This window comes from Cupriavidus gilardii (genome assembly GCF_013347325.1).
Classification (GTDB): domain Bacteria; phylum Pseudomonadota; class Gammaproteobacteria; order Burkholderiales; family Burkholderiaceae; genus Cupriavidus; species Cupriavidus gilardii.
In genome coordinates this window covers 112,452-132,317 of sequence record NZ_CP054626.1, presented here as the reverse complement: position 1 = coordinate 132,317, position 19,866 = coordinate 112,452, and the positions used below count along the sequence as shown (strand labels likewise).

General features: G+C 69.4%; 13 protein-coding genes. 1 reads left to right on the top strand and 12 read right to left on the bottom strand.

Going from position 1 to position 19,866, the window contains the following annotated elements; all coding sequences use genetic code 11:
• Positions 1-80 precede the first annotated feature (80 nt).
• Complete coding sequence (locus FOB47_RS10815; RefSeq protein ID WP_174781060.1) at positions 81-2,393, bottom strand: hypothetical protein; 2,313 nt, start codon at positions 2,391-2,393, stop codon at positions 81-83.
• A 263-nt stretch (positions 2,394-2,656) separates the two neighbouring features.
• Between FOB47_RS10815 and FOB47_RS10810 the strand changes: the two genes are divergently transcribed.
• Positions 2,657-4,237, top strand: coding sequence for an ABC transporter substrate-binding protein (locus FOB47_RS10810; protein ID WP_174781059.1), 1,581 nt, complete (start codon positions 2,657-2,659; stop codon positions 4,235-4,237).
• A 4-nt stretch (positions 4,238-4,241) separates the two neighbouring features.
• On the opposite strand, the gene FOB47_RS10805 is transcribed toward FOB47_RS10810, so the two are convergent.
• From FOB47_RS10805 to FOB47_RS10760, 11 genes are all read right to left on the bottom strand, one after another.
• Positions 4,242-4,817 carry a GNAT family N-acetyltransferase gene (locus FOB47_RS10805; RefSeq protein WP_174781058.1) on the bottom strand — a complete coding sequence of 192 codons (576 nt, stop codon included), beginning with the start codon at positions 4,815-4,817 and terminating at the stop codon, positions 4,242-4,244.
• A gap of 5 nt (positions 4,818-4,822) precedes the next feature.
• Positions 4,823-5,773, bottom strand: coding sequence for an MBL fold metallo-hydrolase (locus FOB47_RS10800; protein ID WP_244959397.1), 951 nt, complete (start codon positions 5,771-5,773; stop codon positions 4,823-4,825).
• Positions 5,770-6,093 (bottom strand): DUF1289 domain-containing protein, encoded by a 324-nt coding sequence (locus FOB47_RS26155; RefSeq protein ID WP_315904325.1) that lies wholly within the window; start codon positions 6,091-6,093, stop codon positions 5,770-5,772. The genes FOB47_RS10800 and FOB47_RS26155 overlap by 4 nt, the downstream gene beginning before the upstream one ends.
• A gap of 85 nt (positions 6,094-6,178) precedes the next feature.
• Positions 6,179-8,848 (bottom strand): hypothetical protein, encoded by a 2,670-nt coding sequence (locus tag FOB47_RS10795; RefSeq protein WP_174781056.1) that lies wholly within the window; start codon positions 8,846-8,848, stop codon positions 6,179-6,181.
• A gap of 16 nt (positions 8,849-8,864) precedes the next feature.
• Positions 8,865-11,612: a hypothetical protein gene (locus FOB47_RS10790; RefSeq protein WP_174781055.1), complete on the bottom strand. Its 2,748-nt coding sequence runs from the start codon at positions 11,610-11,612 to the stop codon at positions 8,865-8,867.
• Between the two features lie 151 nt (positions 11,613-11,763).
• A complete protein-coding gene (locus FOB47_RS10785; protein ID WP_053820890.1) occupies positions 11,764-12,201 on the bottom strand; it encodes a thioesterase family protein in 438 nt (145 codons plus the stop codon).
• Entirely contained in the window at positions 12,198-12,734 is a 537-nt protein-coding gene (locus FOB47_RS10780; protein ID WP_174781054.1) for a YbaK/EbsC family protein, read from the bottom strand. The genes FOB47_RS10785 and FOB47_RS10780 overlap by 4 nt, the downstream gene beginning before the upstream one ends.
• A 70-nt stretch (positions 12,735-12,804) precedes the next feature.
• Positions 12,805-13,746, bottom strand: coding sequence for a hydroxymethylglutaryl-CoA lyase (locus tag FOB47_RS10775; protein WP_053820889.1), 942 nt, complete (start codon positions 13,744-13,746; stop codon positions 12,805-12,807).
• A 65-nt stretch (positions 13,747-13,811) separates the two neighbouring features.
• Positions 13,812-14,753 (bottom strand): 2-hydroxyacid dehydrogenase, encoded by a 942-nt coding sequence (locus FOB47_RS10770; RefSeq protein ID WP_174781053.1) that lies wholly within the window; start codon positions 14,751-14,753, stop codon positions 13,812-13,814.
• A 118-nt stretch (positions 14,754-14,871) separates the two neighbouring features.
• Positions 14,872-17,499 (bottom strand): hypothetical protein, encoded by a 2,628-nt coding sequence (locus FOB47_RS10765; RefSeq protein ID WP_174781052.1) that lies wholly within the window; start codon positions 17,497-17,499, stop codon positions 14,872-14,874.
• A 263-nt stretch (positions 17,500-17,762) separates the two neighbouring features.
• Complete coding sequence (locus tag FOB47_RS10760) at positions 17,763-19,787, bottom strand: acetyl/propionyl/methylcrotonyl-CoA carboxylase subunit alpha (RefSeq protein ID WP_174781051.1); 2,025 nt, start codon at positions 19,785-19,787, stop codon at positions 17,763-17,765.
• Positions 19,788-19,866 lie beyond the last annotated feature (79 nt).

The following is a 19,866-nucleotide window of genomic DNA, read 5'->3' as shown; positions in this document are numbered from 1 at the left end:
CAGCGCTGGCCGGCGGCGCGCAGGATGCGCCGCCGGCCGTCCCGGACGCATGGCGTCGGCCCCCGTTCCGGCGCCGTGCTTCATGCGCGGTCGAACCTGCAGATCAGCCTCGCTACCGCATCCTCCATCATCACTGCCACCTGCGGCATCACGAGGGATTGCGGCTCGAGACGATCGTCGGGCGGCAAACGCTGCAGCGCTTCCAGCCATTGCGCGCCGGCTGCCACGAAATCGTCGTCCTTCCGTGACGCCGCACTCGGCGTCGAAGAGACGACGCTGTGGAACCAGTCCGTGGTCGCGCACAGCAGCGACGCCTGATACTCGGGCGGAATCTGCATGATGGCGCGCCATACCGCGCGCCTGGGCGCCCAGCCATATTCGCTGCCGCTCGCTTGGTGCCACATCGTGGCCACAGCATTGCGCCGCGTATCGGCCTCGGCCCACTGGCGCAGCACGTCGACGCGATACGCCGGCGGCAAGGACGCCGCGACGGACAGGATCCATTCGGTACTCGCGTTGATACTGGACAGGCCCTCGTACTGCTCGGTCGGCCCTTGCCCGAGGTCGAGCAGCACCGTCTGCCGAACCTCGATCGGCAAACGCCTGACCGACCGGGTCAGGAGATCGACGAAGTTGCGCAGAACCATCGCGTCGGCACTGTGGATGCGATCGCGGCCTTGTTCCGACTGCCACTGCACCACGATGGCAAGACGCGCAAACTCCAACGCCAGTGCCGGTTGCGGGGCCAATTCCATCTCGCCGGTCCAGGACGGCAAATCGGCCGCGAGCGCGACCATCTTCGCGGAAAACGGCTCGGACGTGTCGCATAGCCGCTGCATCGCCTGCGCGAGCACCGCGCGGCCATCGTCGGCCAATGGCATGGCCGCCATCAAGGCGTCCAGGAAGCTTTGCATCTCGGTGGGGGGCGGCTCGCCCGGAGCCGCCTCGAGCCATTGTGCGAGCGATGCCGCACGCTCCAGCGGCGCCGCGGCATCCGATGTTTTCCGCTGCGTGTCCGTGAATGCCCGTTGCCGTGGCATCGAACGCGCGCCCGGCGGGGCGGTGTCGAACAATCGATTCAGCCAGTCACGTCGGGAACGCGTTGTGCCTTCGGTGGCGCACCGCTCCATCAGCTCGTCGCACAGTGCTTCCCACTGCTGCGCAGACAGCCAGCCGCCCCATCGCGCAAACAGCCTGGCGCGTTGATCGACATCGAAGCGCAGATCGACGCCGAGCTGCCACAGCGCGTCGATGCCCTGCCTGCGGAACGGGTCGGCAGCCCAGCCGGCGCGCAAGCATCGCATCAGACCGACCGCCAACTCCGCGGCAGCCTCCCCGGTGCAGCGTCCGGCCTGTGCGAATGCCTGCTGCCACGCCAGCTGGGGCGCTTCCAGCGCACTGAGCAGCGGCGGTCCTTCGACGGTCCTGGCTTCCAGCAGCGCCACTAGCGTCCACGCGGATATCGTCCGACGACCAGCCGCACAGGCGGCGCCAAAGCCGTCGCGCCAGAGTTCCGCTGGCGTGCCGGGGGAACGCAGGTGGTATTCGACAGCGAGCCGCGCGGCATCGCGGTGCCGGCCCGCCGGCAACAGGGCGGCCAGCGCAAGATGGCCCGCCAGGTCGAATGGCTGCCGCGGGGGCGGCTTCAGGTACACCCCGCCGCCCCGCTGCGGTGCGCGTACTTCAAGCAAGGCAAAGGTCAACGCCGCCCGGCCGGGCCCGGGCAGGCCGTTCAGGCGCTGATCCAGCATCGCCAGGCAATCGGGAACATGGACTTCGCGCACGCTGTCATGCCACAACGGCTCCGGCATCCGCGCCACGCCTGGCACGGACGCCAGTTCAACGAGCACGGCGCCGCGTGCCGCCACAGGCAGCGCATCGCTCGCGCGCAGCACCAGCCGCCATGCGCGCACACGGTGGGCACGCGCCAGGCAGCTCGTGCGCCGCGCCAATGCCCGCAAGACCAACATGCGATCACCCACGTCCGCCATCGCGTCGATGCGATTCAGAACGCCGGACAAGGCGGACAGGGTCGACACCTGGCGTGCGCGCTCCAGCGTCGTGGCAGCGAGCTGTCCCAACGCGTCGCGCACGGCATGGTTGGCGCGCGACAGCGCGATGCGATCGTGCAACGACAGATAGCCGGCGATGCGCTTCATCGGTTCGGCCAACAGCGTCCAGCACGGGCCGGGCGCCGCGTCGGAGCCGGCGACGACCAGCGCAACGCTGGACGGCTGCCCGGGCGCCTGCGGATGCAGCGTGCCGGTTGGCGCGGGCGCTTCGCCGGTCAGGCGGTTTGGCCGGGTCGGATTGGAACCGGTCGGGTCCCAATCGGTCGGATCGGGCCCAATGGGCATGGCCGCGCTCGCGCGGCCGAGGTCGTGGATGGGCATCGGATTCCTCGAAGGGTCGGGTCAGGGCGCCGGGGCCTTCGCGCCGGAGGGGCATTCTTGCGTCGGTCGATCGCCTCGGTCTGTCGACTACCGGCGCGACGTTTCATCGCGGTGCAGCAGGCACCCCTGCGGGGCGCCAGCGGGCTAGCGGTGCCCCGGTCTGCCTGCCCCCGGTGCAATGCCGTGCCGCGGGTCTGTCCGTCTTGACACTGCAAGAGCCACGTCCGGACAATGCGCCACACCACAACCGACGGGAGTGCCCGATGCCATTCGTTCGTCGTACCCTGCGCGCCGCGGTGCTGGCCACAAGCCTGGCCCTCGGCGCCGCTGCCCTGCCTGCGCACGCGGCCAGCCTGACCATCGGCCTGTCCGGCGATATCACCTCGCTCGATCCGCACTATCACAACGTCACGCCCAACGCGAACGTCGCCGAGCACATGTTCGAGACGCTGATCGCCAAGGACGAGAAGATGCGTTTCAAGCCGGCGCTGGCGCAAAGCTGGCGCGCGGTCGACGAGACCACCTGGGAGGTCAAGCTGCGGCCCGGCGTCAAGTTCCACGACGGCAGCGAATTCACCGCGCAGGACGTCGTGTTCTCGCTGGCGCGGCCGGCCACCGTCAAGAACAGCCCGTCGCCGTACACGATCTACACCAAGGGCTTCAAGGACGTGGTGGCGGTCGACAAGCTGACCGTGCGCATCACCACCAACGGTCCCTACCCGCTGGTGCCGAACGACCTGTCGACGATCTACATGGTGTCGAAGAAGGTCGCCGAGACCGCATCGAGCGACGACTTCAACAGCGGCAAGGCGATGGTCGGCACCGGGCCGTACAAGTTCGTCAGCTTCCGCAAGGGCGACCGCGTCGAGCTGACCCGCAACGATGCCTATTGGGGCAACAAGCCGCAATGGGACACGGTGTCGCTGCGCATCCTGACCAACGACGCGCCGCGCGTGGCGGCGCTGCTGGCCGGCGACGTGCAGGTGATCGAGAACGTGCCGACCTCGGACATCCGCAAGCTGTCGGCCGATCCCGGCGTGTCGGTGTTCAAGGTGCCGACCTTCCGCATGATGTACCTGCATATGGACAGCGACCGCGAGGTCTCGCCCTTCGTCGCCGACAAGGCAGGCAAGCCGCTGCCCCGCAATCCGCTGAAGGACGCGCGCGTGCGCCAGGCGATCTCGAAGGCGATCTCGCGCCAGGCGATCGTCGACCGCGTGATGGAAGGCGCGGCCGAGCCGACCGGCCAGCTGGTCAACAGCTCGCTGTTCGGCCACGTGCCGGCGCTCAAGCCCGACACCGCCGATGCGGCAGCGGCCAAACGCCTGCTCGCCGAGGCCGGCTTTCCGGACGGCTTCCAGCTGACGCTGCATACGCCGAACAACCGCTATGTCAACGACGAACAGGTCGCGCAGGCGATCGCGTCGATGCTGACGCGCATCGGCATCCAGACGCGCGTCGAGGCGATGCCGTCGGCGAGCTTCTTCACGCGCGCCAACAAGCTCGATTTCTCGTTCATGCTGGCGGGCTGGGGCGCCGATACCGGCGAGGCCGGCTCGTCGCTGAAGTCGCTGCTGGCGACCTACGACCCCGGCAAGGGCTGGGGCGCCTCGAACCGCGGGCGCTACAGCAACCCGGCGCTGGACGCCAAGCTCAGCGCCGCGCTGACGACGATCGACGACCGCGCGCGCGAGAAGCTGCTGCAGGAGGCCACCGAGATCGGCATCAAGGACTACGGCGTGATTCCGCTGTACTACCAGATCAATGTGTGGGCGGCGAAGAAGGGCCTGACCGTGATTCCGCGCCAGGACGAACGCACCTACGCGTTCAGCATCACGCGCTGATCCATCATGGCGGCGCGGCCGGAGCGGTGGGCATCACCGACTCCGGCACCAGCGAGTAGATCGCCGCGCGGCACGGCACGCCGTGCAGCACCAGCCGGTTGCGCGCGATGCATTCGAGCAGCGCGCCGGTCTTCTCGGCGACGCGGCGGCTCGCCAGATTCCGCTCGGCGGCGACGATCTCGATGCGGGTCAGATGCAGCCGGTGAAAGCCGAAGCAGGCCATCATCCAGGCAGCGCGGGTCGCAAGGCCCTGGCCCTGCCGGCTCTTGCGAATCCAGTAGCCAAGATTGGCGATGCGGTTCTCGGTCGAGATCTGGTTCAGCGCGACGCCGCCGAACAGCACGCGGCCGTCCTGCGAGTAGACGCCGATGTCGTACGACAGCCCGGCCGCGAGATTGTCGGCGCAGGTATCGATCCACAGCTGCGCGTCCCGTTCGCTGTAGCGCAGATGGGCCCATGGCATCCACGGTGCGAGGCTCGCCATCGACTCCTGCACCGCGGCGGCGAACTGCTCCGCGTCGGCCTGTCGAAACGGACGCAGCGAGAACCCCTCGCCCCGCAGGATCGGCACCGTACTCATCGCGCTCAATCCGAATTGCGCACCATCTCGCCGTCGACGGTGGCCGCGCCCGCCTTGACCAGGCCGGACAGCACCTGCTCCATCACGCCGGGCAACGGCGCACCGTCCAGATGGCGCAGCCGCACGCGCTCGAGCAGCGGTGCCTGCGCCATCCACTGCAGCAGCGCGTCGCGCGTCATCTGCCGCTGCTCCAGCAGCTTGAACTTGACCAGCACCTTCAGCGCGTGCACGGCGTTGCGGCGCGGATCGGCGCGCAGATAGTCGAGCCGGCCGCGGGCCCGCTCCAGCGCCGCGCCGACATCGGCGAACGGGCTGCCATGGCCGGGAATCACCAGCCGTACGTCGAGCTCGGCGATCCGCCGCAACACGGCGTCCTGCTCGGCGAAACCGCTGTCGCCGTCGAGCTCGGGAAAGATCACGCCGAAGCCGTGTTGCCACAGCGCATCGCCGGAGATCAGGATGCCTTCCGCCGGCGCGAACAGCATCACCGCGTGAGGGTCATGCCCGGGGGCGGCGATGACCTGCCAGTCCAGGCCACCCATCCGCATCGACTGGCCGTCCTCGAGCAGCGCGTCGAAGGAGAAGCGGTCGCACTGCTGGCCGGTGGCGCGATAGCTCAGCGCATCGACATCCCACTGCGCCACCGCGCGGGCCTCGGCCGCCGGAATCCATGTGCGGGGCTGCCAGCGCCGCTGCAGCAGCGCATTGCCGCCGCAGTGATCGGAATGCAGATGGGTATTGATCAGCCGCTTCAGCGGCTTGCCGTCCAGCGCGGCCTCGACCAGCGCCACGGTCTGCTGGGCATGGCTGACATAGCCGGTATCGACCAGCACGGTATCGTCGCCGTCGATCAGCAGCACGTTGTTGGCCGACAGCCAGCCGCGTTCGAACACGCGGATGCCGGCGGGCAACCGGTCGGCGCATGCGTCCGGCTGGTTTGCTGTGGCTTCGCTCATGGGCGCCCCGACTGCACCGTGTCGCCTGTATTGGAGGTATCGGAAGTATCGAAGGTATTGCCGGTATCGCCGGTATCGGCGGTATCGGCGGTGCCCGCCGCGGCGGCGCGTTGCGGCAGCATCTGCCAGATCGCGCGCTTGTCTTCGTCCCGGCGATTGGCCCAGCCGGCAATCTCGTCGATGGTGCGGAAGCACCCTTCGCAGTAGCCGTGCTGGCCCATGCGGCAGACATCGCGGCATGGCGAGGCGACCGGCCTCGCATACTGGGCGGCAAGCGCGCGGCGGCGCAGATCGGCAATCAATTTGGCGTCGGCTGGCATGGGGACGAAGGGCCGGAGGCTGATCGACGCAGTGTAGCGCCATTGCGCGGTCGGCACAGCCCGGCGGGCCGGGGCTGCCGCGTCCTCAGCGCCAGGCCAGTACCGGACGGTGGTCGGACTGCACGCCATCGACCATGGCGAGGTACTGGCGGCGGGCGTCGCGCCACGCCTGGCGGCTGGCCGCGTCCGCCGGGGCACGGGCAAACCAGTACGACACCTTGTCGAGCAGGCGGGCGCGCGCCCGCTCCCGGGCCGGCAGGTCCACGATGGCCTGCCACAGCGTCTGGCGGCAGCGGTCGAAACCGCGCCAATCGATCGGCCTCGCGCCCGTGGGCCCGGATTCCATGTCGACCAGCAGCGGCAGCAGGTCGCTTTGCTGCTCGGGCGACAACGCCGGCAGCAGCTCCAACGCATGCCTGACCGTGGCCAGATGAAAGTGGCGCTCGTACGACGGGGCAAAGGGCGCGCGCACCGCGCACAGAGTGCCGAGCATGCCGAGCGTGCTGGCAAAGGGCAAACTGCGCACGCATCTCCATACGGCATCGACGAAGACCAGGATCGCGTCCCTGTCCCACGGCTGCCTGACCGGCGCGGTCGCGCCGTCGTGCAATTGCAGCAGGATGTCGCCGATGCCGATCAGCGCCGAAAGCGCCGCGGTATCCAGGCGCGCCGCCGTGCCCTCCAGCTGCACGAGGGCCTCGGTCAGCCCGGCGATCCGCGTTCTCCAGTCGGCGTCGAGCGCAACGCCGTGACTGTGACACTGCACCGCGACTGCACCGATCAGCGAGGCCTGCAGCGCCGCATTCGGCAACGGCGGCTCCATCGCGGCCAGTCCCACATCGATCCATAGCTGGGGCACCACCCGATTGCGCGAAAGCGCCACGATCCACTGGGCCTGCTGGGCCGTCGGCAGGCAGACCAGCGCGCTGTCCAGCGCATCGCTGTATTGGCCGTAGTCCGCCAGCGTGCGCGCGCGATACCAGAGCGTCAGCGGTTTCAGCAGTCGATGATGGACCGCCAGGTTCAACACCCGCTCGAACAGTTCCATCGTATGCGGGCCCCTGTACAGGAAGGCCGGCAGGTTTGACAGCAATGCCGCCTGCTGCTGCGGTGGCAACGGCGTCAGCCGCGGCAGCAGCATCGATTCCCACTGGGTGGCATCGGCCACGTACGTCAGACATCGCGCAATCTGCCGCAGTTCCGCCTCGGCGGCGTCGTCGTGCTGCGACGTCGGCGGCGGCAAGGCGTCCCACATCGCGTTCCAGGCAGCGAGACGGGCGGGTTCGGCCAATAGCGCGAACAGCAGCGCCTCGATCATATGGCGATCGTTGCCCGGCAGCTCGCCGGCATTCTGCAGCCATCTGCCTGCGGCGAGGCGGGCCTTGTTCTTGACGCGCTGGTCCGACAGCGCGGCCAGCGCCTGCAACAGCGCCTTCATCAGAATGACAGCTGCCTGCGTCGGCCATGCGGACGCCGTTGCCAACAGGCGCTCCCATACCGCCATCCCGGCACGGGACGCCGCGTCGCCACCGCGCGGATCGGGCGGATCGGGCGGATCGGGCGGACAGTCTTGCACCAGCATGGCCGGCGCCGAGATCCGGAACAGTGCCGCGAGCGCGTGCGCGCTGGCGCCCGGATCGAGTTCGGCCAGCTCCAGCGCCTGCAGGGCCAACGGCACGGCCTTCGACGGCGGCAAACGGGAAGGCTCGGCAACAAGGCTGGCAAGATCGTCGACGACGCGGCGCCGCTGCACCGCTGGAACCACGCGCACGGCCAGCAGCCAGCAGGACTCCGGCACCAGCAGCGCGCGTACGCGGTCGGTGATCGACAGCGTCGGATTCCTGTGCAGCGCCAATGCCGCGCCGATCCGTTCGGCCAGTGGCAGGCGCTCGAGCGCGCGGCAAAGTTCCACCGCGAGACGCTGGACCTGACGGCTCTCTTCCACGGCAAGACATGGCTGCCGCGCCAGCTCGGTGGCGAGCACGCGCAGCGGTACCGCGGCGCCGTCGCCGTCGGGAAACGCCAGCTGGATCGCATCGAGCACACTGCGCAGGCCCGCGCAGCGCTGGCTGGCGGGCAGCTCCGAAACGCGGTCGGCCGCCACCTGCAATGCCTTTGCGCGCGTCGGCCGGTCCGGCTCGACGGCGAACGGCCGGCTCTCCGTTTGCGGCAGCGTATGCGCGAGCGCGCGGCGCAGCCCCGGCAGCGTGGTCCACAAGGCCGCCTGCAGCAAGGGCACGCAGTGCGCCATCGGCTTGGCGAACCGAGAGCAGACCTGCCGCAACACATGGCAGTCCTGCAGACTGAGCCTTACGCCGATCGCGTGCAGCAACGGCAGCGGCAACGCTTCGAACCGGGACAGCGTGCTGGCGTCGCGCCGATCGCGCACCGCGGCCTGCTCGTGCTGGCATCGCATCTGCTGTTGCAGCGCGCGCGCGGACATCGCGAACATCCAGGATTCCATCTCGCGGCGGTCGCGCCCGGTCAGCTGCCATCGCCGCCCGCCTTCCAGCCGGAACAGCGACCGCACGAGGTCGAGCAGCCGGTCGAGCAGACTGCGCGGCCGACCCGCTGCATCGAGCCGGATCGCGACGAAGGTGTTGTCGTCCAGGCGCTCGACCCGGACCGGCTCGCCACGGAAGCGGAACACGCCGATGGTTTGCGCGTCGCTCGACGGCGCCCGTCCGAGACGGGACAGCGCGGCAATGCTGTCGGCGTGGGTCGGATCGTAGAGGTACTTCGGAGAATCAGGCATCGTCCGTCGTCCGTCTTCAGGGCGCGGCAGGCTCACGCGTTTGCCGCGAGTCCATGGATCGGCGCCGGACCGGCGTGGCGACCGCGAACGACAGCGCCTGTTGCACGGCAAGCCGCCATGGACGGACGCAGTTGCGGTCGACTTCGGCCAGGCCGTCGCACAGCGCCGCGTATTCGGCCATGCAATGTCGCCAGCGCAAACGCATGACATCGTCCATCGGCGAATCGATCAGCCAGCGTCCGACCGCGAACAGGATAGGTAGGCGGTTCCGGTCGGGCATCGCATCGCGCAGCAGGTCCCACATCGCGAGGTGCATGGCACCGAATCCGGCCGCTCTGGCGCTGTCGATACGCGCCACCGCGAGCGCAAGCAGGATGTCGCCACGGCGCCCGGCCGGCACGCTTGACACGCTGCTTCTGACCAATTCGAGCACATGATGCAGGCTGGGCCTGGACAGGTAGTGGTAGACGTTCGCGTTCTCGGTATTGCGTCCCGAACCCGGATTGCGCAGCAGCAGTGCCTGGACGACTTCCGCGCGCATCGACGCTGGCGCGCGTGCGACCCAGCGCCAGATCCGATCCAGCAGCATGATCGCCTCCACGACCTCGCGCGGCGGTGGCTGGCGCAGGCTAGCCGCCATGGCTGCGGTGTTGCCAAGCATCACCATGTCGGTGGCGAACTGGAGTTGGGCCCGTACCGGCGGACTCGCTTCGAGTTCGCCGGCCAGCGTCTCGATGCGGTCCAGCACCTTGGACAACGCGAGACCCGCGCGCGTCTCCTCTTCGCACAGCCTGGCCAGCAGCGAGGCGAGCCGGATCCGCACCGGGCCTTCCTCGATGCCCGTCGTCGGCTGCCGCAGCCAGTTCATCGCCAGCGTCGCCGCGCAAGGCAGGCGGCGCTCGTCCTGCAGCAATTCGTACAGCAGACCGAACCGGCTGACCGAGTCCATGCGTTGCAGTATCGATTCCACGCTGCGCTGCTGCGCTGGCGACAACGCACCTGCCGCGTACCACCACAAGGCGGCAAAGGGGCTGTCGTACTGCTGCGCCAGACGCATCGACTCGGCCAGCACCTGCGCCATGCTGCCGGGCGCATCGCGCATGGCCTCCGCCGGCAACATCGTCAGCAGCCTGGCGTGCAACCCAGGCGCCAGCGGCGCGCTGCCGCCGTGCCCGCCGAGCTGAGCCGGCCAGTTCGCCAGCGACGGCACGCTCCAGAGCATGCCGATCAATCCGCGTGCCAAGCCGATGCGCCGCGCATCATCGTCGCCGACACCGCCGCACCAGTCGGCCCACCTTGCCTCCCAGTAGGCGCCTCGCTCGTCTTCGGGCAGACAGGAGATCAGTGGCGCACCGAGTTCGATCCGCTGCGCGGCCGGCAGCGCGGCCGTTTGCAGCCAGCCGCGAAATCCCGACGCACACGCCCGGCCGACGGCCTCGGGCAGATCGCTCAGACGGGCGCGCAGCCGGCGCATCGGCGGCGCGATCAGCGCGGGCGGCAGCGCGCTCATCCGTTCGAACAATGCTCGCCACCGCGCCTCGTCCTCCTCGGGATTGCCGCCGACGATCCAGGTCTTGCACATGGCCTCCAGTGCGAATGCCTTGCGCCGATCGCGATCCGGCTCGTTGCAGGCCGTGCCGGTCCGATCGATGGCGCCGAGCATCGCGTCCCACGCCTCGGCGCGCGGCGGCTGCGCGGACCACTGGTCGGGGAACCCCTGCAGCAGCGCCTCGCAGACGATCCATGTTGCCCTGGCCCATTCGGATGCCGGAAGCCGGCCGACGACGGCGAACCAGTTCTCGGCGGTGCAACCCAGCGCGGTGAACGCCCGCCGCGCTTCCCGCGTGCGGTGGCTCGCCAGCACGGGGGCCAACGCCGGATATCGATGATCGGCCGGCAGCGCGTCGATCAACCGGCCGAGGCGGCTTTCGGTCGCGTCGCGGTCGGAGTCGCGTACCGAATCGAGGGAGCGGGCGATCGCGGCGAGCGCACGGGCGCGCAGGCCGACCGCATGAAGGCGCTCGGCGGTGTCGAGCAGTACCTCGCATGCCGGCTGCCGCTGCGCGGGCAGCAGAACCTGGACGCGTGCCGCGAGCGCCGACATCAGACTGCCATGGCTGGCCATCGGCACGGGCCACTCGGGATCCTGGCGCCGCTGCCAGCCGGCCATCTCGTCGAGCACGGCCAGCATCGCCGACAGCGTCGTGGCTTCCGCCGCGCCGCGCATGGCGCGCGCGACCAGCGCATGGCTGGCGGTGGAGCGCCTTGCGTCCTTGCTGACCGCCGCCACGGCCAGTACCTGGTCCGGCTCGAGGAATCGGCAGACCTCGCGCCAGAAGAGCGGATGGATGCATGCGGGTGCAGGCGCAGCTTCCGGTGCGGGTGCCGGTGTCGCAGCGATGTGGCGCGTCGGCGTGCCGGCCTTGTCATTGCCGTTGGCCTGCTTATTCTCGCTGGCCCCGTGGGCCGACCACCACGCCTGTTCGATCCCGCGTCGCTGCTCGATGATGGTACGGGCGTCGCGCCGGCCGATGGCCCAACTGCGGCCGCCTTCCAGACGCAGCAGGCTGCGCAGCCAGTAGATCAGTCTGGACCATGGCGAACCGAACCGGGCCGGCGGATCGCGTTCGGCGCGCACGGGCTTGTCGTGCAGCCATACGATCCTGACGCTGTAGGCGCGCTCGAAGACGGGGCGCAGGTGTTCGATGTCTTCGAATTGTCGCGGCGGCAAGCCGTGGTAGACGTACTTGTACGATTCGGGCATGGCGTTCGGACATGGAGTGAATCAAGACCGCCCCGTATCGGGGTGCCCACAGGGCGAAGGCGCACCCTGCGGACCTGCACGGTATTGTTCCCATGCCGAACATGGCTGCTTGCCAAAACGGCGGCAAACCCAAGCGTTTGGGGCGGCCGATCTACCTTGGCGCGGCGGCCGCCCGTTCGCGCTTGGCGGCGACCTTGTCGTTGAAGCGCGCCGCGTCGATCAGATGGCGCTCATGCACGCCTTCGGAGATCTTGTCCTCGCCATCCCAGGCGGACAACTCGAAACGCAGCTTGCGGCCCTCGATCGCCGTCAGCACGCCCTTGACCGTGATCGTCATGCCGGCCGGCGTCGGCGCCAGATGCGTGAAGCTGACCAGCGTGCCGAGCGATTGCTCGCGTGGCCAGTCCAGGTATTCACGCAGCATCTGCAGGCACGCGCACTCCATGATGCCGACCATATAGCCGGTCGCCAGCACGTCGGGCATCTCGGGACAGCCGGGCACATCGTCGTAGAGATTCGGCACCGTGGCCTTGGGCGGCACCGTATAGCGCCAGGTGAACGCCAGGCCGGGTTTCAGATCGGGGCTCATGCCGAACCCTCCTGCGCCACGTCGGCCACTTCCGCGCCGGTGATGGCCTGCAGTTGCTGCGGGGTCAGGTTGAACACCGCGTGCGGATGGCCGGCGGCGGCCCACAGGCTGTCATGGCGGAACAGGTCGCGATCGAGCAGCATCACCGGCGCGACCGCATGGCCGATCGGGCAGACACCGCCGATCGCATAGCCGGTCTTTTCCCTAACGAAGCGGGCATCGGCCTTGCCGAGCGCGCCGACGCGCGCGGCGACCTTGGCCTCGTCGACACGATTGCTGCCGCTGGCGATCACCACCACCGGCGCGTCGTCGTCGAGCCGCCGAAAGACAATCGACTTGGCGATCTCGGCGACGGAGCACCCCAGCCCGGCAGCGGCCTCGGCCGAGGTCTTGCCGGTCGACGGCAGCATCACGATCGGCTTGTCATGGCCCAGCTCGGCGAGCAGGCGCGCCACGCGCCGGGCGGATTCGGGCAAGGCAGCCTCGGCGGCGGTGCCTTCGGACAACGACAAGGGTCGGGCGAGGTTCTGCATCGGGCTTCGGTCTCCGCGCGTTGTGGTTTCTTGTCTGGATCGGACTGGCTTCGGACGGCTCAAGACGGCTTCAGACGCAGGCCGCGGCATTGCCTTCGGCCTGGTCGGCCGCCCACTTGGTCAGCAGCGCGCGGCCGACCCGCGAGTTGTTGGCGCGGCCGATCGCCTGCGAGATGAAATCGCCGGCGCGCACCACCTGCTCCAGGTCGATGCCGGTGCGCACGCCCATGCCATGCAGCATGTACAGCACGTCCTCGGTCGCGACATTGCCGGTCGCGCCCTTCGCATAGGGGCAACCGCCGAGGCCGGCTACCGAGGCGTGGAAGATCTGGATGCCGACGTCGAGGCTGGCGAGGATGTTCGACAGCGCCTGGCCATAGGTGTCGTGGAAATGGCCGGACAGGCGGTCCAGCGCAAACTCGGCGGCGGCGGCGCGCATCACTTCCTGCACGCGGGCCGGCGTGCCGACGCCGATGGTGTCGGCGATGTCGATCTCGTCGCAGCCGAGGTCCCGCATGCGGCGGACCACGTCGACCACCGCGGCGACCGGCACCTCGCCCTGGTAGGGGCAGCCCAGCGAGCACGAAATGCTGCCGCGCAGCCGGATGCCCTTTTCCTTGGCGGCAGCCGCCACCGGCTCGAAGCGCGCGATCGATTCGGCGATCGAGCAATTGATGTTCTTCTGCGAAAAGGCCTCGCTGGCGGCGCCGAAGATCACCACTTCGTCGGCGCCCGCCGCGACCGCGCCCTCGAAGCCCTTCATGTTCGGCGTCAGTACCGAATACAGCGTGCCGGGCCGGCGCTGGATGCGCGCCATCACCTCGGCGCCGTCCGCCATTTGCGGCACCCATTTGGGCGACACGAACGAAGCCGCCTCGATATTGACGAAGCCCGCTTCGGTCAGCCGATCGATCAGCGCGACCTTGGTGTCGGCCGGCACCATCGCCTTCTCGTTCTGCAGGCCATCGCGCGGCCCGACCTCGACGATCTTCACGTAGTTGGGTTGGTTCATCGCTGCTCCTCGTCTGGTGGTGGCCGCCGCTCGCGGCGGCGGTCCGGTTTTATGTGGTGCGCCGCTCAGTAGCCGCGCTGCAGGTCGACCACGCCGGCGATCGGCTGGCCGGCCCGCAGCGCGCGGATCTTGTCGGCGATCTGCGCGATGCTGTCCTCGCGCAGCGTCAGCGCCGAGATATGCGGCGTGATGGTGATGCGCGGCTCGCGCCAGAACGGATGTTCCGGCGGCAGCGGCTCGGTGCGGAACACGTCGAGCGTCGCGCCGGCGATCTGGCCCTGCTGCACCGCGGCCAGCAGGTCCTCTTCGACCAGGTGCGGGCCGCGCGCGACGTTGATCAGATAGGCGCCCTTGGCCAGCCGGTTCAGCAGCGCCGCGTCGATGATGTTCTCGGTTTCGGGCGTCAGTGGCAGCACGTTGACCAGCACGCGCAGCCCGTCGAGGAAGGTGGCCTGCCCGGCCTCGCCGGCATGGCACTGCACGCCGTCGACGGTCTTCGGCGATCGGCTCCAGCCGCGCACCGGGAAGCCGAACGACGCCAGCGTGCGGGCGATCTGCGCGCCCAGCGTGCCGACGCCCATCACGCCAATGGTGAAATCGGCGCGCCGGTTCGGCTTGAGGAATTTCCACGTGCCCGCCTGCTGCTGCGCCACGTAGTCGTCGAGCCGGCGGAAATAGCGCAGCACCGCGTGGGTCACGTACTCGGCCATCTGCGCGCCCATGCCGGCGTCGTCGAGCCGCACGATCGGCACCCCGGCCGGCAGCGCTTCGGGATCGGTGTCGCGCAGCCGCAGGATGCCATCGACGCCGGCGCCCAGATTGAACACCGCCTTCAGGTCTCGGCGTCCCTTCAGCATCTCCAGCGGCGGGCGCCAGACCACCGCATAGTCGACCGGCTGTCCCTGGCTCTCTTCCCAGGTGACGCACTGCGCCTCGGGCAGGGCTTGCGCAAACCCTTCGATCCACGGCGCATAGCGGCCATCGGGCACGTACAACTGCAGCTTCATCGCTTCTCCACGTCTTTGGTCTTGTCCCGGCGTATTGTCTCAGACTCCGTCATTGTCGGACCGGCGCCCGCACAGCCCGCACAGCCCGGGCAGGCCGGCCGAATCGCCGGATCCCCTGTCAGTCCGGCTGCATCCAGTACTCGATACGCTGGCGCGCCACCATATGTTCCACCGACAGGCCTCGTACCCGGGCGACGAAAGCGGACTTCGCCTTGTCCCAGGCGTGCGCCTCGGCACGGTCGGCTGGCCGGCTGGAGAACCATAGCGCGAGGCGCTGCGCGGCCACCGCGAACTCGCTGTCCGGCAACGCGACCGTCATGGCGTGGATCTGCATTCGCGCACGGCCGAAGTGGGCGCCGACGTTGTTCTGGCCATCGAGCATGTACTCGGCCTTCGCCAGCCCCACCAGCAGAACGGCGCGGCCCGGCATGTCGTCCGATATGGCCCGGGCGGCCCGAAGCAAGGTCCTGCCGGCCCAGAATTGCGGCGTGCGGCGTATCTCGTTGGGCGGCAGCGGCTCCTTCAGCGCGATCAGCGTTTCCAGCACGGCGCGGCGGCCAGCGGGCGAGAGCGCATCCACCAGCGCCCACGTCGCGTCAAACAAGGCGTCGATGCGGCCGGCGCGCGCGATACCGGGCTGCTCGTTCGCCGCCAGCATGAGGCTGTTGACCAGTTGCGCCAGCCGCGCCAGCGTGGCGACGCCGCCGTCATCGCGGCACGTACCTTCCACCAGCGGCAGCAATGCTTCCGCCAGCGCCAACCCCGACTCCCCCTGCCTGCCGTCTGCGGCGACCTGCGTATCGGCCCATGAGGCGACCGCCATCGCCACTCGCTGCCCGGCCTCGCGCGCCGGGTGCCCGCCATGCTGGCCGATATGCCGGGCAAGCCGGGCCAGGTCCGGTTGCAGCGCGAGCAGGTCGGGCAGGCTCCAGTGCGCCGCCGCATCCTGATGACCGCGGTACTCGAGCCATTGCACCAGCGCCTGGCAATGATCTGGCCAGTCAAGATGCTGCCGGATGGCCGCGGCGATCTCGGCCTTCGGCCGCCACTGGCATCGCAGCAGCGGGATCACGGGCCCACCGCTTTTCATCAGGTCCAGCGCGGCCTCGTGAAGCTTCGGCTTCAATGCCTTGACGTCGAGCTGGCGGTAGAAGAACCGCCGCATATCGACGAGCTGGACCAGCGCGAGCAGCATATCGGCACGCTGATCCGCCGATGCGTTGCGGCGGTCCATGCAGAAGTCCACCACGCGTTGCCAGCCCTGTTGCGCCGGCACCCATGCCAGCTCGCGCGCCGCCTGGGGGCCCAGGCGGCCAAGCTGCTCGGATTCGATACGGTCCCACACCGCCGACCAGCGTTCGGCCGGCCCATCGGTCGGTTTGAGGTGCGCCAGCCGCGCGAGAAGCCTGACCTGCTGTTCGCAGGTCAGCTTCACGCTGGCTTGCCAGGCATCGACCAACGCCACTGCCTTTGCGCGGTCGATGCCGTCGACGTCGAGACGATCGAGGCTTCTGGACAGCGCGTACGCGAGCTCGACGGCTTCCGTGGCAGGCAAGGCCGGCAGCTGCCGATGCAGCGCGTGCCAGCGATCGAACGCGACAGCGGGCAGCTCGCGATCGCCGTTCCCCCCGGGCCTTCCGATCTTCTTCAGGCATGCGGCCAACGCGCACAGTTGCCGCTGCGCCAGGGCCGGCCGTGCAAGCAGGTCGCCCTGGGCATCGGCAAGCAGTTGGTCCCAGCGGCTGACCGCCTCCCCTACCGTGCCGGGCTGGTGCAGAAAGGCCTCGGTAATGCCGACAAGCCGCTCTTGTTGTTCCTGCGGCGTCTGCGACCGGATCAGCGCCGCATAGGCCGCCTTGTCGGGCATCAGCACGGCGGCCGCCTGTTCCCGCTGTTCCTTGGGCAGCGACATCAGCAGCGCGGCGCGTACCCGCATCCCGTTGCGGCCCTCCAGCCCCGCGGCCTGGCGGCACAGACAGTCGAGCGCCGCACCGCGTTGAGCGCTTTCCAGCATCGGGATGCGCTCGGCAAGCGCCACGACGAGGGCCTCCTTTTGTCTTGGCGCCAGCCTGTCCGGCCGCTTGGGATCAGCCTGCCGGCCGGCGTCCAGGCCGTAGTCCGCCGCAACCTTCTGCAGGCCCGCCAGCGTGCGCAGGCCGCGCGTGCGGGCCAGCGCCGCATGCAGAGCGAGCTCGCCCTGCATCGCTTGCTGCATGCCCCACGAGGCCAGTCCGAGCGCGGCACGATCGCGGCTCTCCAGGCAGCCGAGCACGACCGTCCAGGCCGCCTCGGCCCAGGCCATCGCCGGCAGGTCGATCGCCGGAGGTGGCGGGGGCGGGGGCGGCGTCGTGAACGATCGCAGATGCCGTTGCCGGTCCGCGGCCCAGCGCTGTCCGATCACCTCATTGCTGTCGCGCTCGTTCAGATACCACGACGCGCCGCCCTCGGCCTTGCACAGCGTCTTCAACCAGTACAGCAGCGCATGCAGCGGGCTGGACAGCGTGGTGGGCTTGACCAGCCGCTCGGCTCGCATGCCGTGGTCGTCCATCCTGATGGACACGGCATAGCCGTCGAAGCGGAACACGCCGAAGTCGTGTTCGGGGGATGGGGCGGCGGTGGCGGTGGTCGAGGAGGTGACCGCGGACCTGGCCGCGGTGGCCGCGGTGGCGGCGGTGGCGGTGGCGGCGGTGGCGGCGGTGGCGGCGGATGGCGCCGGTGCGCAGGCGTCGATGGTGTATCGGGGCATGGGAAACTCAAAACGTGCGATTGAGGATTTCCTCGTGCCGCAAAGCCATGCGGTCCGGTGCCGACGTGCCGATGGCGCATGCCCGGGGTACGCGGGCGGGCGCCAATGCCGTTGGTTCGATGCCAGGCGGGGCCCCCGGGAACCGGCCTCGCGGAGACAAGGCATCGGGGGATTGTCGACGCGAGGTCGCGGCCCGGCTTTCGGGAAGGCATGCGGTTCTTGCATTTCGCAACGCGAGTGCCGCATGCCACGTCCCCGAAGGCTCAACCGGCCTTCGCCTCGAAGCCGAGCAGTTGCTCGCCCTCGCCGACCTGCTCGCCGACCCCATACAGCACTTCGCCGACGATGCCATCGGCCGGGGCGCTGATGGTGTGCTCCATCTTCATCGCCTCCATCACCAGCAGCGGCGTGCCGCGCGTGACGGTGGCGCCCGCTTCGACCATCACGGCGATCACCTTGCCCGGCATCGGCGCGGTCAGCTTGCCGCCCTCGCCTTCGGCATCGCCGGCATGCGCCAGCGGATCCTGCCATTCCAGCGACACATGGCGTCCGCCGGCGAATACATGGAAGACGTCGCCGTCGCGATGCACCTCGCCATGCGCGCGGCGCGTGCCGAGGTCGACCTGCACGTCGTCGGCCACGCAATGCGTGCGGAACGGCGCGGCCTGGTCGGCATAGAACAGCGTGCTGCCCTGCGCGTCGGCCTGCAGCGTGACTTCCAGCGTGTCGGCGCCATGCGTGAAGCGCAGCACCCGCTGGGCGCCCGCGTTCAGCCGCCACGGCCCGGCATGGGTCCACGGCGAATTCGGGTCCGCCGCATCGATGCGGCGCTCGCGCGCCTCGGCATCGAGCAGCGCCGCCACCGCCAGCGCGATCAGTTCCATGCCGACCGGTGCGGGCGGCGCGAACAGCGTGGCCTCGTTGCGCGCGATCAGGCCGGTATCGAGATCTGCTCCGGCAAACGGCTCGGAGGCCACCAGCCGCTGCAGGAACGCGATATTGGTCGACAGCCCGACCACGTGATAAGCGGCCAGCGCCTGCCGCATGCGCGCCAGCGCCTCGTCGCGGTCCTTGCCCCAGACGATCAGCTTGGCAATCATCGGGTCGTAATACGGGCTGATCGCATCGCCCTCGCGTACGCCCGAATCGATCCGCACGCCGGCCGGGCCATGCACGTCTTCACCGCGCATGAACTGCACCGCCGGCGGCGTGCGCAGATAGCGCAGCGTGCCGGTCGACGGCAGGAACTGCTTGTCGGGGTTCTCGGCGTAGATGCGCGCCTCGAGCGCATGGCCGTCGATGCGCAGCTGGTCCTGCGACAGCGGCAGCGGCTCGCCGGCGGCCACGCGCAATTGCCATTCGACCAGGTCCTGGCCGGTGATCATCTCGGTCACCGGGTGTTCGACCTGCAGCCGCGTGTTCATCTCCATGAAGTAGAACGAGCCATCCTGGTTTGCGATGAACTCCACCGTGCCGGCGCCGACATAGCCGACCGCCTTGGCCGCGGCGACCGCCGCCTCCCCCATCGCGCGGCGCCGCTCCTCGGTCATGCCCGGTGCCGGCGCTTCCTCCAGCACCTTCTGATGGCGCCGCTGCACCGAGCAGTCGCGCTCGAACAGGTAGACGCAGTTGCCCTGCGTGTCGGCGAACACCTGGATCTCGATATGGCGCGGCCGGGTCAGGTACTTCTCGACCAGCACCTTGTCGTCGCCGAAGCTGGCGCTGGCCTCGCGCTTGACCGACGCGAGCGCCGCCTCGAAGCCGGCGGCGTCCTCGACCACGCGCATGCCCTTGCCGCCGCCGCCCGCGCTCGCCTTGAGCAGCACCGGATAGCCGATGCGGTCGGCCTCGCGGCGCAGCAGCGCCGGGTCCTGGTCCTCGCCGTGATAGCCCGGCACCAGCGGCACCGCGGCGCGTTCCATCAGCTGCTTGGCCGCGCTCTTGCTGCCCATCGCGCGGATCGCCGATGCCGGCGGCCCGATGAACACGAGTCCGGCCGCGGCGCAGGCCTCGGCAAAGCCCTCGTTCTCCGACAGGAAGCCGTAGCCCGGGTGGATCGCCTGCGCGCCGGTCGCGCGCGCCATTTCGATGATGTGGTCGCCGCGCAGATAGCTGTCGCGCGCCGCGGCGCCGCCGATATGCACGGCCTCGTCGCAATAGGCGACATGGCGCGCCTGCGCGTCCGCGTCGGAATAGACCGCGACGGTGCGGATGCCCAGGCGCCGGCAGGTGGCGGCGACGCGGCAGGCGATTTCGCCGCGGTTGGCGATCAGGATCTTGGTGAACATGGCTCCTCCTTGTTGATGGGGAACGGCGACCGGCTGGCTGCAGGTGTCCGCGCCGCCCGCCACTCTCCGTCGTCCCCGC

Excerpts from the sequence above, each read along its gene's own strand:
- FOB47_RS10770 (WP_174781053.1), bottom strand. The coding sequence starts at position 14,753 with ATGAAGCTGCAGTTGTACGTGCCCGATGGCCGCTATGCGCCGTGGATC.
- FOB47_RS10800 (WP_244959397.1), bottom strand. The coding sequence starts at position 5,773 with ATGAGCGAAGCCACAGCAAACCAGCCGGACGCATGCGCCGACCGGTTG.
- FOB47_RS10765 (WP_174781052.1), bottom strand. The coding sequence starts at position 17,499 with ATGCCCCGATACACCATCGACGCCTGCGCACCGGCGCCATCCGCCGCC.
- FOB47_RS10785 (WP_053820890.1), bottom strand. The coding sequence starts at position 12,201 with ATGAGCCCCGATCTGAAACCCGGCCTGGCGTTCACCTGGCGCTATACG.
- FOB47_RS10780 (WP_174781054.1), bottom strand. The coding sequence starts at position 12,734 with ATGCAGAACCTCGCCCGACCCTTGTCGTTGTCCGAAGGCACCGCCGCC.
- FOB47_RS10760 (WP_174781051.1), bottom strand. The coding sequence starts at position 19,787 with ATGTTCACCAAGATCCTGATCGCCAACCGCGGCGAAATCGCCTGCCGC.
- FOB47_RS26155 (WP_315904325.1), bottom strand. The coding sequence starts at position 6,093 with ATGCCAGCCGACGCCAAATTGATTGCCGATCTGCGCCGCCGCGCGCTT.
- FOB47_RS10810 (WP_174781059.1), top strand. The coding sequence starts at position 2,657 with ATGCCATTCGTTCGTCGTACCCTGCGCGCCGCGGTGCTGGCCACAAGC.
- FOB47_RS10805 (WP_174781058.1), bottom strand. The coding sequence starts at position 4,817 with ATGAGTACGGTGCCGATCCTGCGGGGCGAGGGGTTCTCGCTGCGTCCG.
- FOB47_RS10795 (WP_174781056.1), bottom strand. The coding sequence starts at position 8,848 with ATGCCTGATTCTCCGAAGTACCTCTACGATCCGACCCACGCCGACAGC.
- FOB47_RS10815 (WP_174781060.1), bottom strand. The coding sequence starts at position 2,393 with ATGCCCATCCACGACCTCGGCCGCGCGAGCGCGGCCATGCCCATTGGG.
- FOB47_RS10790 (WP_174781055.1), bottom strand. The coding sequence starts at position 11,612 with ATGCCCGAATCGTACAAGTACGTCTACCACGGCTTGCCGCCGCGACAA.
- FOB47_RS10775 (WP_053820889.1), bottom strand. The coding sequence starts at position 13,746 with ATGAACCAACCCAACTACGTGAAGATCGTCGAGGTCGGGCCGCGCGAT.